At 40.6% G+C, this 15,956-nt stretch carries 10 protein-coding genes and 6 pseudogenes; 13 read left to right on the top strand and 3 right to left on the bottom strand.

What is annotated here, in order from left to right; genetic code table 11:
• Positions 1–113 precede the first annotated feature (113 nt).
• From P4S71_RS01595 to P4S71_RS01550, 10 genes and pseudogenes are all read left to right on the top strand, one after another.
• A complete protein-coding gene (locus P4S71_RS01595) occupies positions 114–1,013 on the top strand; it encodes a LysR family transcriptional regulator (RefSeq protein ID WP_096794418.1) in 900 nt (299 codons plus the stop codon).
• A 256-nt stretch (positions 1,014–1,269) separates the two neighbouring features.
• Positions 1,270–1,563 (top strand): annotated as a pseudogene (locus P4S71_RS01590) (transposase); the annotation flags it as partial.
• 77 nt (positions 1,564–1,640) lie between these two features.
• A protein-coding gene (locus tag P4S71_RS01585; protein WP_096794087.1) for an IS3 family transposase occupies positions 1,641–2,821 on the top strand; the annotation gives its coding sequence in 2 pieces (ribosomal slippage) (positions 1,641–1,899 and positions 1,899–2,821; 1,182 coding nt in all).
• Between the two features lie 8 nt (positions 2,822–2,829).
• A pseudogene (locus P4S71_RS01580) lies at positions 2,830–3,504 on the top strand (IS30 family transposase); the annotation flags it as partial.
• 37 nt (positions 3,505–3,541) lie between these two features.
• Positions 3,542–3,739, top strand: a pseudogene (locus P4S71_RS01575) (transposase); the annotation flags it as partial.
• 227 nt (positions 3,740–3,966) lie between these two features.
• Entirely contained in the window at positions 3,967–4,383 is a 417-nt protein-coding gene (locus P4S71_RS01570; RefSeq protein WP_096794420.1) for a GFA family protein, read from the top strand.
• A gap of 691 nt (positions 4,384–5,074) precedes the next feature.
• Positions 5,075–6,050 (top strand): annotated as a pseudogene (locus P4S71_RS01565) (transposase).
• Positions 6,051–6,264: 214 nt separating this feature from the next.
• A pseudogene (locus P4S71_RS01560) lies at positions 6,265–6,438 on the top strand (transposase); the annotation flags it as partial.
• Positions 6,439–6,653: 215 nt separating this feature from the next.
• Positions 6,654–6,956 (top strand): annotated as a pseudogene (locus P4S71_RS01555) (hypothetical protein); the annotation flags it as partial.
• A gap of 417 nt (positions 6,957–7,373) precedes the next feature.
• Complete coding sequence (locus tag P4S71_RS01550; protein WP_096794423.1) at positions 7,374–7,862, top strand: GNAT family N-acetyltransferase; 489 nt, start codon at positions 7,374–7,376, stop codon at positions 7,860–7,862.
• An 87-nt stretch (positions 7,863–7,949) separates the two neighbouring features.
• Here P4S71_RS01550 and P4S71_RS01545 read toward each other — a convergent pair whose 3' ends face one another.
• Complete coding sequence (locus P4S71_RS01545) at positions 7,950–9,530, bottom strand: tetratricopeptide repeat-containing sulfotransferase family protein (protein ID WP_337149898.1); 1,581 nt, start codon at positions 9,528–9,530, stop codon at positions 7,950–7,952.
• Positions 9,531–9,615: 85 nt separating this feature from the next.
• Positions 9,616–12,030 carry a TonB-dependent receptor gene (locus P4S71_RS01540; protein WP_337149897.1) on the bottom strand — a complete coding sequence of 805 codons (2,415 nt, stop codon included), beginning with the start codon at positions 12,028–12,030 and terminating at the stop codon, positions 9,616–9,618.
• 477 nt (positions 12,031–12,507) lie between these two features.
• Between P4S71_RS01540 and P4S71_RS01535 the strand changes: the two genes are divergently transcribed.
• From P4S71_RS01535 to P4S71_RS01525, 3 genes are all read left to right on the top strand, one after another.
• Positions 12,508–13,602, top strand: a complete 1,095-nt coding sequence (locus P4S71_RS01535) for an NADH:flavin oxidoreductase/NADH oxidase (RefSeq protein ID WP_337149896.1) — start codon at positions 12,508–12,510, stop codon at positions 13,600–13,602.
• A gap of 73 nt (positions 13,603–13,675) precedes the next feature.
• Positions 13,676–13,882 carry a hypothetical protein gene (locus P4S71_RS01530; RefSeq protein WP_337149895.1) on the top strand — a complete coding sequence of 69 codons (207 nt, stop codon included), beginning with the start codon at positions 13,676–13,678 and terminating at the stop codon, positions 13,880–13,882.
• Positions 13,882–14,871 (top strand): MFS transporter, encoded by a 990-nt coding sequence (locus tag P4S71_RS01525; protein ID WP_337149894.1) that lies wholly within the window; start codon positions 13,882–13,884, stop codon positions 14,869–14,871. Before P4S71_RS01530 ends, P4S71_RS01525 begins: the two co-directional genes overlap by 1 nt.
• 80 nt (positions 14,872–14,951) lie before the next feature.
• Here the strand turns inward: P4S71_RS01525 and P4S71_RS01520 are convergent, their stop codons facing one another.
• Positions 14,952–15,815, bottom strand: coding sequence for a DMT family transporter (locus tag P4S71_RS01520; RefSeq protein WP_337149893.1), 864 nt, complete (start codon positions 15,813–15,815; stop codon positions 14,952–14,954).
• Positions 15,816–15,956: the final 141 nt, after the last annotated feature.

Here is a 15,956-nt window from a genome sequence, read left to right as displayed (position 1 = left end):
ATTCGTCCCGATATTTATTAAATTATGTAACATTACGATTCAAATATGAAACGACTATTTGTGCTACTATTTTATATATCAGCTACAGTTAAACAGACAAACAGGACATAACGATGAGCAGCTCACACTTAGACGACCTATGTACTTTTTCACTACTTGCTCAACATGCCAGCTTAAGTGCAACCGAGCGCGAAACCGGCATTCCAAAATCAAACCTTTCCCGTGCGCTTGAACGTTTAGAAAACAAAGCAGGCGTGCCTTTATTCGATAGGCTACCAAGAGGGATCCGTCTTACCATTGCTGGAGACCAACTTCTTGCCATTGCACAAATGGCCGAGCGCGTTAAACGCGATGCTGAACAGACACTCAGGCAAGCTGCTGAATATCCGGCAGGCCCCCTGCGTATTGCCGCTTCTACATTAACTACACGTAACATTGTCGCGCCTGCAATGTCCGAGTTTTTAAAGCATTGGCCAGAAGTTAAGCCTACATTAAAGATTAATCATGCTGAAATTGACCCTATCGTAGAGGATTGTGATATTTTTATCAGAATAGGCAGACCTTCGCAGCCCTATTTAGTTGCTCGAAAATTATTTGATTATCAAATGGAGCTTTGGAGCAGTGCGCCTGCTATGTCGGGCCTTGATATTAATGATCCAGAAGCGATTAGAGCAGTCCCAAGAGTAGTGACCGATAGCGTAATGATACCAGCAGATTGGCGGCTTTTTCACAACAGCTCCGGTGAGCAAATTTCCTTAGACGAGCCAGCAGCGGCACTTGTTGGAGAGCCCGGCACAGCATATGAAATGGTAAAGGCTGGCTTTGGCATAACTTTTCTGCCTAAGCCTATTGCCTGTCCAAGAAACGGCGATGAAAAACTACTAAGAATATTGCCACAGTGGAAAGGAAAAAAGGTCGAATTCTTCGCTGTGCTTCCGCCTCACCGAACTTCAGTGCCAGCGGTTAGGCACTTTCTCGACTTGTTAATTTTACGATTAGGTAAAATGAGTTAGTTGCGTTAGCAAAAAAGAAAAAGCATGCCGGAGACTATAATTTCTTAATTTATTGCTAAGGCTGCAGAAACTGAATCATAACCAAAGTTCTGATCTTTTAAACTGTCCGTTACCAGACAAGTTCTGGTACAGAAATAAACTACCCGAATTCATTATGCAAGTGCACCACTGACCATAACCCACCAAAAAATATGACATTCTGAAGTATTTGCTAATGTAGTAAGTGCGACCAAACTCATTATCGAGGGAATTCAGAATGTCTTATGAACATCTTAACAGTTTCGAACGAAAAGCTATCTACTATCGATTCAACAGTGGCGAAAGCTGCCGATCCATTGGTAAACTATTAAATCGACACCATACAACTATCATGCGTGAAGTTAAGCGAAATAAGCCACCCTACTATGATTATTTCGATGAGGCAGCGCACGAAAAAGCGATGGAAAGAAGGAAGGTCTCCAGGCATGCAAGAAAAAGAAACAATAAGGCACTGTACGAGCTTGTGTTGAGTAAGATAGCAATGGGATGGTCTCCAGATGCTATAGCAGGTTGTAGTGGTACAGTGATTTTGGCCTCCCATTAAGAAAGAAATGTTATGCTAATAAGCATACAAATTTGGGTGAAAAAATGACGAAATTAAAACGCGCAACATATTCAGCGGCAATTAAATTAGAAACGGCTCAGCTTGTAGTAGACCAAGGTTATACGCAAGAAGACGCAGCAAAAGCGATGGGGGTGGGTAAATCAACCGTAAGTAAGTGGGTTACTCAATTAAAGCTAGAACGCAATGGTCAGTCACCATCAGCGTCACCAATGACGCCCGAACAAATTGAAATCCGCGAACTTAAAAAGCAAATCCAACGCATTGAATTAGAAAAGGATATATTAAAAAAGGCTACCGCTCTCTTGATGTCCGACTCCCTGAACAATTCTCGTTAATCGAGAAGTTAAATCAACGAGAGCGTTATCCAATTAGTCTGCTGTGTAGCGTATTCAATGTGCATCGCAGCAGCTATAAGTACTGGGCCATACGGGATACAGCGCCGACACCTGAGCAAGCAAGGTTAGAGGCTGAAGTAAAAGCAATACATGCGATGAGTGGTGGTTCAGCAGGGGCACGGACAATCGCAGCGATAGCAACGAACAATGATTTTGAATTGAGCCGTTATCGTGCAGCTAAGCTAATGGTTAAATTAAAGCTCGAAAGCTGCCAAGTACCTCAACATTCATATAAACGTGGTGGTAATGAACACCTTGAAATCCCAAACCTGCTTGATAGACAGTTTGATGTTGTTGAGCCGGATACCGTGTGGTGCGGTGATGTGACGTATATTTGGACAGGCAATCGCTGGGCTTATTTAGCCGTGGTTATTGATTTATTTGCACGCAAAGTGGTTGGCTGGGCAATGTCGTTGTCACCAGATACTAATTTAACGCTAAAAGCGCTTGAACTCGCATATGAAAGCAGAGGGAAACCGACAGGACTCATGTTCCATTCAGACCAAGGTAGCCATTATACAAGTTTAAAATATCGCCAACGTTTATGGCGCTATAAAATCACACAAAGTATGAGTAGACGTGGAAATTGTTGGGATAATGCGCCAATGGAGCGATTTTTTAGAAGCTTTAAGACGGAATGGATGCCAAAGATTGGATATGGAAACTTTATAGACGCTAAATATAGCGTGAGTGATTACATAAATGGATATTACAACAATGTTAGGCCGCATCATTATAATGCCGGTTTAGCACCAAATGAATCTGAGGTTAGATATCAAGATTCTAAAACTGTGGCCAAAATTAGTTGACCACTACAGGTCGGCTTAAGAAGGATAACCCGTCAGATGAATTAATGCATGTCAGCCATGAAACAATCTATCAATGGGTGATTAAGGATTTTAAAGCAGGTGGAGAGCTATACAAAGACTTAGCTAAGAGGCATAAAAAAAGACGTAAACAACGTAAATATGGCGATTTACGTGGGCAAATTAAGAATAGAGTAAGTATTAGCGAACGACCAAAAATAGTCGAAGACAGAAGCCGAATAGGTGACTGGGAAGGTGATTTAATTGAAGGCAAAAAGGGCTCTGGTTTTTTTGTAACCCATGTTGACCGTAGCTCTCGATATTTAATCGCGCAAAAAATAGAGACTAAGCAAGCTGAGTCATTCAATACGGCTACAGTAGAGATGTTTAAAGAGATTCCAGAGCATAAACAGTTAACTCTGACCTTGGATAATGGAAAAGAATTTTCGAAATTTAAAGCTTTGGAAGAAGAACTAGATTTTATTATTTACTTTGCTGATCCTTATTGTTCGTGGCAACGAGGAACAAATGAACATACAAACGGTCTGATCAGGCGTTATTTCCCAAAGAAAACTGATTTTTCAACTATAACTAATGAACAACTCCAAGAGGTTGTAATGAAAATTAATACTCGCCCAAGGAAAATACTAAATTATCAGACAGCTGAAGAAGTCTTTATTAATTAGTGATTTAAGGTTTGGTGCACTTGCATAATGAATTCGGGAAGTAAAAATAGACAGCCCCATAGGTCGACGACAATATAGCAAACGACTCGGGTGTATTGAGCCAGTGTTCGGGAACATTACAGTGAATAAAGGCATGAATAAATTGACCTTACGGGGTCAAACGAAAGTGAATGCGCAATGGCAACTGTATTGTCTTGTTCATAATATAGAAAAGCTGCAAAACACGATGCATTAAGAAGGGTAAGCGCTTTTACCCTAAATAAAAGCCACTCAAGTACCCGTAATCCCGTCCAAAACGCCAATTAAAACAACACCAAACTCCCACTTTATATTCTGCATAAAATACAGTAATCGATTGAACCAAAATAGGAACTCAGCTATGATTTGTTTATCAATAAAAATAAATAAAAAACGAGTTAATCTACAGGCTCGTTAGCTGCCCGCCATAGTAAGGAGAAAAATTTGAGTAATACAGGATATTCAATTAAAGGTTCATGCCAATGTGGCGGAGTTCAGTATGAGTTATTGGAGCCGCCTTTGTTCGTTGCTGCATGTCACTGTAAAGAGTGTCAAAAATTATCCACTAGTGCTTTTAGTATAACTGCTATGATTAATGCGGATAGCGTCAAGTTTCAAGGCGAAATGAAGAGTTGGAGTCGGGTTGCGGATAGTGGTAATACCAGTGGTGCGATGTTTTGCCCTACATGTGGGAATAGAATCTACCACTTTGATCCCAATGAGCCTGGTAAGCTAAAACTTAAGCCTAGTAATTTATCAGACACCAGTATTATTAACCCTACTATTCATGTTTGGGTAAGCGAGAAACAAGATTGGTATCAGATTCCTGATGGAGTCAAAGTTTTTGATAGACAGCCATAAAGCAGCAGTGGACAAACATTAGCTCAAAAGAGACATGATACAAATGCCATCACTAGTACCTGCGCCCAATACCTCATTGCTTAGTGCTTACAATAAGCGGGCGTTCACTGATTGCTATTGTACTTCGATCTCTAAATCGGTGACGTTGTCTCAGTTCATTGAGGCCTTCTACACAACACGTCTATTTAAATTTGAGCGTTGGTTGCTCGCTAAGGCGCTTTGTATTCCATCTTCGGACGAAGAGGTGTCGCTACTTGCGCAGTCAAATTCAACCGAGCTCTCAGCATGGCAGGTCGAGAGCCGATCAAGTAACGAAATTCTACTTGCTGCATGGCAAACGAGGTCCTGGCTTTGCGTAAAGCCGCAAGATGGCACAACACCGTCTACTACACTGTATTTTGGTTCTGCAGTAATTTCGACGAGAGCAGATGGCAAGTTCGGTATAGTGTTTCACATGTTTGGCGGTTTTCATCGGCTGTATTCTAAGCTTCTGCTTTCCACTGCAGCAAAAAAGGTCATTGCTAACTTGAGCCAAAATGACCGCTAACAAGGCAAATCAGTCTGACGGCTTTTTCGTTACTTGTCTTGCGGTTTACGCCAAGGAAACAAACTAGACACCCATCCTAAATTTTGCACTTTTCAAAATTAAAGGCTAGCCTTTAATTAGTACAAAAAACAAGCTGGGTGTCTTATGGCAATTGCAAGAAAACGACAAATAAGTTTGGTTGATACAAAATACTACCATTGTATTTCACGCTGTGTTCGTCGTGCATTTTTATGTGGAGAAGACAGTTTTACAGGCAAATCTTACGAGCATCGACGAGGGTGGGTTGAAGATAAGCTGCTTGAATTAGCGAAGGTATTTTGTATTGATGTATGTGCTTACGCTGTTATGAGTAATCACACCCACTTAGTACTGTATGTTGATGATAAAAAAGCGAATCGATTAAACGATAAAGCGATTATCATTCGCTGGCATAAGCTCTGTAAAGGCACTGTACTTACGCAAAAAATATGTACAAGGTGAAAAGCTAAGTAAAGCCGAACTTATCTTTTTCAATCAAACAGTAAACGACTACCGCGAGCGCCTATCCAGTATTAGCTGGTTTATGCGATTACTAAATGAAGATATTGCCCGCAGAGCGAACAAAGAAGATAACTGCACAGGTAGGTTTTGGGAGGGACGTTTTACGTCCCAAGCACTTCTGGATGAAGCGGCACTTGCTGCTTGTATGGCGTATGTCGATTTAAACCCTATTAGAGCGAAAATGGCTAACACCCCAGAGGAGTCATACCATACCAGCATCAAACAGCGTTTAACGTATGCAAAGGATGGCAAGCAACCAAAACAACTACTGCGCTTTGCAGGCATGTCACGTCAGGTTATGGCAAAAGGGCTGCCGTTTGAGCTTAAATCGTACCTTGAACTTGTTGAGTTAACTGGACGTTGTATACGAGAAGACAAACGAGGTTATATTGAAAGTTCGCACCTACCCTTACTCGAAAGAGTGAATATATCCCCCGAAAACTGGTTAAAACTCACCACACAATTTACGCGTGTATTTCATGGTGCAGTAGGCAGGCCAAGTTCACAAGCAAGTTACTGTGAAAATTTAAATAGAAAGCGACGGGCGAATATCAGTAACTGCGAAAAGCTACTTGCATAAAGCTTAAGCTACTCAGTAAAACTATTCAGTAATAAATCACAACTGCACCATGCAGCCATTTTTATGCGTGTGATTTAGGTTTAATAGAGTTAATGACTTATTTAATAGGTGAAATGAAAGTAATCCAGTAGGAAAGGTAAATTTTTAACCTAAAAGATAAATTTTATGACACAGTTTGGCTTGTATAATTAAAGTGGCTGTCTAGTTTCGCCGGCCTTTATTAGAAAGGGTGAATATATCTTTAGAAAACTGGTTAAAGCTTACAACCCAATTTACGCGCGTATTTCATGGTGCAGTAGGCAGGCCAAGTTCACAAGCAAGTTACTGTGAAAATTTAAACAGAAAGCGACGGGCGAATATCAGTAACTGCGAAAAGCTACTTGCATAAAGCTTAAGCTACTCAGTAAAACTATTCAGTAATAAATCACAACTGCACCATGCAGCCATTTTTATGCGTGTGATTTAGGTTTAATAGAGTTAATGACTTATTTAATAGGTGAAATGAAAGTAATCCAATAGGAAAGGTAAATTTTTAACCTAAAAGATAAATTTTATGACACAGTTTGGCTTGTATAATTAAAGTGGCTGTCTAGTTTCGCCGTTGCAGGCATGCCACGTCAAATTATGCCAAAAGGGCTGCCGTTTAAGCTTAAATCGTATCTTGAACTTGTTGAGTTAACTGGACGTTGTATACGAGAAGGTAAACGAGGTTATATTGAAAGTTCGCACCTACCCTTACTCGAAAGAGTGAATATATCCCCCGAAAACTGGTTAAAACTCACCACACAATTTACGCGTGTATTTCATGGTGCAGTAGGCAGGCCAAGTTCACAAGCAAGTTACTGTGAAAATTTAAACAGAAAGCGACGGGCGAATATCAGTAACTGCGAAAAGCTACTTGCATAAAGCTTAAGCTACTCAGTAAAACTATTCAGTAATAAATCACAACTGCACCATGCAGCCATTTTTATGCGTGTGATTTAGGTTTAATAGAGTTAATGACTTATTTAATAGGTGAAATGAAAGTAATCCAGTAGGAAAGGTAAATTTTTAACTTAAAAGATAAATTTTATGACACAGTTTGGCTTGTATAATTAAAGTGGCTGTCTAGTTTCGCCGTTTATCCTCTTCTCTAATTACTCAAATATCGGTAACCCCTTTCAAAACACTAATTAAAACAACACCAAACGCCCACTTTATATTCTGCATAAAACACTGTAATCGATTGAACCAAAATAGGAACTCAGCTATGGTTAAACCATCAATAAAAATAAATTAAAAACGAGTTAATCTAAAGGCTCGTTAGTTGCCTCGGAGGGATTTGTGATTATTCGTGCGTTTGATAAGGCTGATTATCCTTCAGTGCAAAGTATATATAAGCAAGGTATTGATACCGGAAACGCCACCTTCCAGCAGGTAACTAAAAGTTGGGATGAGTGGAATAATTCAATGCTTAGTCACTCTCGGATTGTGGCAGTGGACAATAATAATATTCTAGGCTGGGCTGCACTTTCAGCCATATCAACTCGAGAAGTATATTCTGGCGTAGCAGAAGTTAGTGTGTATGTTGCACTGGATGCTCAAGGAAAAGGAATTGGGCAAAAATTACTTTCAAATCTAATTTCAGATTCTGAGAGAAATAACATATGGATGCTTCAAGCTGCTATTTTTCCTGAAAATAAAGGTAGCCTCAAACTTCATAAAAATAATAACTTCCGCCAACTAGGTATTCGTGAAAAACTTGGTCAAATGAATAATGTTTGGCGTGACGTTGTACTAATTGAAAGGCGAAGTAAAGTTGTAGGTGTGTAACTTCACACATTATGATTTATCTCTGCTAGTAATTGGAATAAAGCGACCAGCTTCGCTGCTTTCACTAACCATAATAAAACACGCTTACTAAGCGCTAATACCTTGTTTTAAAAGGTACTCCACTGCTGTATTAGTATGTGGCTTAAACGCTTTCCAACGGCCAATTGCTTTGTTGTTAAGTGGTTGGCGTACTTGCACTTTACTGGCGGTAGAGACCGGTGCAGTGTTTAAGTGAAAATCTATACATTGTTCTTGCCACTCTAAGTTACAAAAGCTGACTAACTCTTTAATTTGCTGCTCGGGCTGTGAGACTAATTCTTCGTATTTTACTAATTTTATATTGCTGTGTTGCATGCTGAAGTGCTGCATTAGTTTGTAAAAACGACTGTAAAATTTTGCTGTGTCGAGTAAATCGAGCGAGTAGGCGTAGTAGGGGTTATTAATGGTAAATAATTGGCGGTAGTTACCAATACAGGTGTCCATTGGATCGCGCAGCATACAAATTATTTTGGCGTTTGGCAGTGCTTTGGTTATTAAGTCGATATAAAAAAAGTTAAACGGGAGCTTATCAATAAAGTGTTTATGGCTGCCTGTTATTACGCGTGTTGCGTTTAAATAGGTTGACCCAAGCTGATTAAAATCAAGCTCGTAGGCTTTACTGAGCGTTTGAGTGTCGAGCACATGGGGTGTTTGTGTTTGGCTCAGCTTTTTAACACTTAGGCCAAAGTCTTGTAATTCACCGGCTGATTGCACGTCGCTGTGGCTCGATAAAATACGCTCAACCAATGTGGTTCCAGAGCGGGGCATGCCTAATACAAAAATAGGTTCGGCCGTTGGGTTACCTTGTGTTAGCGCTTGTTTATGCTGCTCACTTAAGTGTTTAATATGTTCAAATAACTCAGTTGAGCTTTTATGATCAAACGGCTGTACAGCACGTTTTGCTACTTTACCTTGCTCTAACGCGTTAAAAGCCTCTGAATATTCACCAATATCTTGATACTCTTTTGCTAAAGCATGGCCTATATGCAGTTTTGCATCGGGGTGTGTTACTTGCTCAAATACATTTTTTAAGCGCTCAATATGATTGTTTTGTTTACTTACTTTAGTTAAATCACTTAATGCAAAATGACTTTGATGGTGCAGTGGGTTAAGCGCTATGGCATTTTCAAAAGCGTGTTGGGCTTTATCGAATAATCCTAAAAACTTAGCGCTTACGCCGTAGTTATAATAAAACGGGGGTTGAGCTTTGTTAGCCGCTGTAGCCAGTTTAATAGCGTGCTCAAAGTAGTTAAGTGCGTGTTCGTGAATGCCTGCTTGAGTAAGTGCAACGCCAAGTGTGTCGGCATCAAGGGCTTTAGTTATTTGCTTTAATGAAACCGATAGAGCGGTGTTTTTTGCTTTTTGTAATTCGCCAGTAAGTGCGTAACATTTAGCAAGTTGCGCGGTGTATTCAATACTTTGGCCAAGGGTGAGGGCTTTTTTGATGAGCTTTATTGCTTTGTGTATTTGCCCAACAGTTAAATTAACCATTGCCAGCAAAAAATACCCATCAGCAAAGTCTGGTTTGAGTGTAACTAACTCCACTAGGGCTTTGTGTGCTTGCTCTATTTTACCTTGGTTTAGGGAGTGTATTGCGCTTTGATGAAGTTGCTTTAAATTTGGCTGCATGGTTTTTGGTAATTATTTTGTGAAAGAAAATAAAAAGGCTCAAATAAATTTGAGCCTTAGAACATTGTTTAAAAATTACTATAAACTATATTTCAAATTTGTAGTTAAATTTAACACCCACCGTAAGCGGGCGATTAATGTAATGGCCGTAGTTACGTTGTATGTCGGCGCCATTAGCTGATGTTATATCGGCATCTGAACGACGAACGGATGTAACCGCGTATTTGTTGAATAGGTTATCAACATATAGGGTAGTTGACCATGCATCAGCTGTTAATTTAGCTGATATATTACTTAAGCTGTAACCTGGTAGTGTTTCGCCATTGTCATGCAAGCCAACTCTTGTAATTACATCGCTTTGCGCGGTTAAACCGTAGTTAATATCAAGGGTTTTATCGCTAAATACATCTGTTTGATAGTTTACACCCATTGAGAACTGATGTTCTGGAGAGCCTGGTAAACGGTCGCCGTCTTCTGCGCCATCGGTACCATCAGCATTAAACAAAAATGGTGCATCTGATGTTAGCTCTGCTTTTGTATAAGCATAGGTTGCATAAACTGAAAACGAGTCAGATAAAATGGCACGGGTAGATATTTCAATCCCTTTTGCGTTAGCGCTACCTGCGTTAGATAAGTACGGTAGTTGGCCTACATCAGTAGCACCTGCAATTTGTGCATCATCCCAATCTACGTTAAATAGCGCGGCGTTAAAGTGAAGTTGGCTTCTAAACCAGGTGCTTTTAAAGCCTAACTCGTAGTTTGTTGTTGTATCGGCATCGTAAAGCATTTCTTCTGGACTACCACAACCTGCTTGGTTAGCTGGTAATGGATCAGGACACGGTGCTAAACCATTTGAACCGCCGATTCTAAATCCTTCACTTACCGTTACATAGCCCATGACTGAATTTGTGAATTGGTATTTAGCATTAAACTTAAAGAGGCTGCCGTTATCGTCAGCTTCATTTTTTTCAAAGTTTAATGAAATAGCATCAGGTGCTGCGTCATCAAATAAGGTATTAAATAATGGAAAATCTACAGCTGACTCAGATTCAACGTCGTATTGGTATAAACGCATACCTAAAGTTACGTCTAGTTTTTCTGTTACTTGGTAGCCTATTTCGCCAAATAAAGCTGATTCTGTTATTTCGGTACGATCTACCGAGAAGTACTCAAGTTGATCTGGGCGAGACTGCGAAGCGCCAAAGTTTTCTACTGCAAAGTCACCAAAGCCAGGCGTAAACTCTTTACTAGAAGCATCCGTTTCTATTTTGTTGTAAAACGCACCAACAATCCAGTTTAAGTCACTATCGCCTTGCGATACTAAACGCAGCTCTTGGGTGAAGGTGTCTTCTTCTTCAATCTCACGCGTGAAAGATGAAAACGAAGGAAACTCTTCATAGCCGTAATCAAGACGAATAAGTAAGTCTGTTTGGTCGCGTTGGCCGTCGGCATCAAAGCTCGAAATACCAGTAGCCGATACCAGCTCTGCAAAACCTAGGTCGGCTTTTAGCTCAAGGCTTAGTAATTGATCTTTTTTCTCGCGAGGCTCTTCAAAGCGATAAGCTGATTCGTATTTACCTATTACGTCGCTTAAACCGTTGTTTGCATTAAGGCTGTTGTAATGAACAATCGAGCGGCCTTCGCTGTCTTGGTTTTGGTAAAAGTAGTTAAGCGTACCTTCAAACGATTCATTTGGTTTAAAGCGAACAGAAATACGACCAGTAGTGGTGGTTTCGCCGTTGGCGTCTTTTACATTTTTAAGGTTGTTATTAACTGCTGAGCTATCGCTCCAATCTGGATCTGGCAACGATACGCCTGGCTCGCGTACTACGTAGCCGTAATCGATAAAACCAGGATCTTCATATACGTTTAAGCTTGCACGAACTGCTAATTTATCTTCAATAATAGGAAGGTTAAATATAAAGCCGCCTTCGCCACCTAAAGAGTCACTTTCTTTTGTTTGAAATAGGTCGCCGTATACTTCAAGCGATGTAAAATCAAGCTCAGGCTGTTTAAGCATGTAACGAATTGCACCACCTAATGTGCCTGCACCATAAAGGGTGCCTTGTGGCCCAATTAATACTTCAACGCGCTCAATATCTACTAGGCGCATATCTACCGAAACTGGAATTTCGTTTATATAAGTAGATACTGTGCCGCCATCTGACGATGGACCAGAAGAATTTGTATTTAAACCACGAACAATAATAGGCGAGCCTGAGCGGCCACCTTGATCGGTGATTGTTAAACCAGGTACCCAGCGTGCTACATCCGCAAGCTCATTGATATTTTGATCTTTCATTATATCAGCGTCTAGGGCGGTAATATTTAGCGGTGCATTTTGCACAGAGCCGCTGCGCCTTGTTGCTGTAACTTCAATTACTTCGAGTGATTTGTTTTTAGCGGCAACTTCTTCTTGAGCAAGAGCGGCATTTGGTAATAAAAATACGCTAGAAACAGCGCTGGAAATAGCCAAGGTTAACAAGCTTGGTTTAAACATAAAAAGTGATCCCCAGTTCAAATGTTTTACATTAGTAAATTAAGTTAAGCAGTTTATCAGGGAGTGAAGTAGCTGGGAATATTTAAATTGAATTTTAATTCACTTTTATAGAATAAATATGGCTTATTTTCAGGGTTTTTATTTGGTTAATAGGCAATACAAGCAATAGCTTAGTGTAATTAGGTACAGTTAGATTAAAAATTACACCCTTGTTTAAAGGTAAATAGTCATTCATGTTTTAAAGCTGGTGTTATGACGTGCTCGTTAAACAGATTATTACATTAAAATTAATATTTCATAATGTCATTACTTATACTTTTATTAGCACTATTAAAGTGTGTTTTTATCCCCATTATGAGTGATAGTCGTAATTATAAGTGACTGCATAAGCTTTTGAGTGAGCGTGTTTGATTGCCGCTTCGTATTCTCTTTTTTATTTTGTCCGCACTTTTTTGTGCGTGTTTTTAAGGATTAACAATGAGCCAACTATTTTCGCCTTTATCACTTGGGCAAGTAACGTTAGATAACCGTATTATTATTGCACCCATGTGCCAGTATTCAGCCAATAATGGCGCTGCTAGCGATTGGCATACTATTCATTTAGGCCAATTGAGTTTAAGTGGTGCAGGGTTACTTATTTTAGAAGCAACAGCAGTAAACCCAGAAGGGCGTATTAGTTACGGCGATTTAGGGCTTTGGAATAACGAAACCCAACAAGCACTAGGCAAAAGCCTAAAAGCAGTAAGGCAATACAGCCCTATGCCTATTGGTATTCAGTTAGCGCATGCTGGGCGTAAAGCTTCAACTAAAAAACCATGGGACGGTGGCGATGCCATTGCACCTGATGATGTCAATGGCTGGCAAACGCTCGGCCCTTCGGCAATTGGGTACGACGATAAAAGCCCAGTACCAAAAGCAATGAGCCAATCTGACATAGATTCACTAATTAAAGACTTTGTCAGTGCAGCTAAACGCGCTGATGAACTCGGCCTTGATTTAATCGAGCTGCATGGTGCGCACGGTTACCTGTTACACCAGTTTTTGTCGCTACTTTCAAACAAGCGCGACGACAACTACGGTGGTAGCCTAGAAAACAGAATGCGCTTATTGCTTGATGTTTTTAAAGCGGTAAGAGCGGTATTCCCCAGTAATAAAGCAGTAGGTGTGCGTATTTCGGCAACTGATTGGGTTGAAGGTGGCTGGGATTTAGAGCAATCGATAGTGCTTAGTAAAGCGCTTGATGAACTCGGTTGTGACTTTATTCATGTAAGTACGGCGGGCCTAAGCCCAGAGCAACAAATACCAGTTAAACCTAATTTCCAGGTACCGTTTGCAACAGCCATAAAAGAAGCGGTTAAAATGCCTGTTATAGCGGTGGGTTTAATTACACAGGCGCAACAAGCAGAAGATATTATTAGTGAGCATCAAGCCGATGGCGTAGCACTAGCGCGTGGTATTTTATATAACCCGCACTGGCCGTGGCATGCAGCTGCAGAGCTTGGCGCTACAGTAACTGCACCTAAACAATATTTACGTTCAAGCCCACATGGGCAGCCATCACCAATAAAATAAGTAAATTACGAGGTTATAACCCAACCCGCGTTTGCTGGTTGGGTTTTATTATTTTTGTAAAGTAGAGACACACATGACCCAAACAGGCGTTTCAGCGCAACCACTTAGCAATACACTCGTTACTATTATTGCTTTGTGTTGCGGTCTTATTGTTGCCAATATTTATTACGCTCAACCTATTATTGAGTTGCTTGCCCCAGAAGTTGGATTAAGTTCACGCAGTGCTAGCCTTATCGTATCGCTTACACAAATAGGCTACGCTTTGGGGTTGTTTTTTTAGTGCCATTAGCTGACTTAATTGAAAATAAGCGTTTAATGCTTATTACTCTAGCTGTGTCGTTTTTGAGTTTAGTGGGTACGGCACTTGCTGATTCACCCAATGTAATGCTTATTTTGTGTTTGATGATAGGTATAAGCTCGGTTTCTGTTCAGGTGCTTATTCCGCTTGCTGCGCATTTATCGTCTGACGAAAAACGCGGACAAGTTCTTGGTAATATTATGGCGGGTTTGTTGTTAGGTATTTTGCTAGCAAGACCTATATCGAGCTTAATAGCCGATCACTTTGGTTGGCGCGCCGTATTTTACTTTGCAGCAGGGTGTATGGTGTTTATTGCTGGCGTAATTTATTTTGCTATTCCAAGCAGGCAACCAACCCATAAAACAACGTATTTTAAGTTATTAAAATCGCTTAAACAGTTAATGATTAGCCAACCAGTGCTGCGCCAACGTTCACTTTTTCAAGCATTAATGTTTGCATCGTTCAGTTTATTTTGGACAAGCGTACCGGTTGTGCTTGCCCGTGAGTATGGTTTATCCCAATCAGAAATAGCATTGTTTGCACTAGTGGGTGCTGCTGGTGCTGTAGCTGCCCCCATTATTGGGCGTTTGGCTGATAAAGGTTATACACATCAGGTATCGTTACTGGCCAAACTAATTGCAGCATTGTGCTTTTTACCAAGCTTATTTGAGTTACCTTACGGCATTATAGTATTGGCATTAACCGGTGTGTTTATTGATTTTGCTGTGCAGGCTAATATGGTATTGGGTCAACGTGCAGTGTACGCACTAGAGCCACAAAGCCGTGCGCGTTTAAATGCTATTTACATGACGAGTATATTTGTAGGTGGCGCAGTAGGCTCGCTTATTGCCAGCCCATTATATGAAGCGGGCGGATGGACAGGTATTGCACTGGTTGCTACGAGCATGCCGCTTATTTCGTTGATTGGCTATTTAGTTACAACTAAAAAGCAAAGTAAGGCTGTGAGTTAAAAATCACTGTAAAGAGCACAATAAAGTCACCATGTGCGTGGTGACTTTATTTAGCTTGTTTAGGTTAGTTTGGTAGTTAATTAAGTAGTTTGTTTTTTTGCGTTTGAAAAAGAGCTACCAACAGATGCAATAATTACAAGTAAAATAGCGAGCCACTGCCATAAAGTAAGCAATTCACCCAGTATAATAAACCCTGCGAGCGAGGCAATTGCAGGCTCTAAACTCATCATTACGCTAAACCCTTGTGAAGGCATGTTACGCAGTGCAACCATTTCAAGTGTGTAAGGCAGTGCGCTTGATAAAATAGCAATACCAATACCCAGTGGGATAATTTCCCATGTAAACGCGGCGCTTTGCATAATGCCGCCGTAAGGGACTAGCACTATAGCGGCAACGGTCATTCCCAATGCGACAGTGGCTCCACCAGAGCTTTGTGTGCCTGTTTTTTTACCAAATAATATATAACCTGCCCAACATGCACCGGCACCAAGCGCAAGCGCTACACCTAACGGATCAAGGCTGTCTTGGCCGCTCATATCAGGAAGCAAAAGCAAAATACCGGTAATAGCACACGCCACCCAAAACAAGTCACGTTTACGGCGCGATGAAAACAAGGCAACAGCAAGCGGACCTGTAAATTCAAGCGCTACACCAATGCCTAGTGGAATGCGTTCAATGGCGTAATAAAACAAAATGTTCATGCCGCCTAAACTTAAACCATACACAATTATAGGAATACGATTACCCGACGAGGGTAAGTGTTTCCAAGGCTTAAACACTAAGCAAAGTATAAAGGCAGAAAAACCAAGTCTAAGGGCCGTTGTACCCTCAGGGCCAACAATTGGAAAAAGCTGTTTTGCAAACGACGCGCCCGTTTGAATGGTCATCATGGCAAGCAGTACACACACGATAGCCAGTAAATAACTTTTTGAAGATGCTTGCATAATACTCCTTAATTATACCAATCTGCATAAATCTTTCATTTAGAACAACTAGATACAAAAATTTTTGCCTAGTTCTAGCGTGATTTTCTTATCGTCAAATAGATCCAATACAAGCAGATTGCTATTACAACCAGTTGAATG

This window comes from Pseudoalteromonas sp. B62 (assembly GCF_037162565.1).
Classification (GTDB): Bacteria; Pseudomonadota; Gammaproteobacteria; order Enterobacterales; family Alteromonadaceae; genus Pseudoalteromonas; species Pseudoalteromonas fuliginea.
This window is presented reverse-complemented; position numbering and strand designations above follow the sequence as displayed.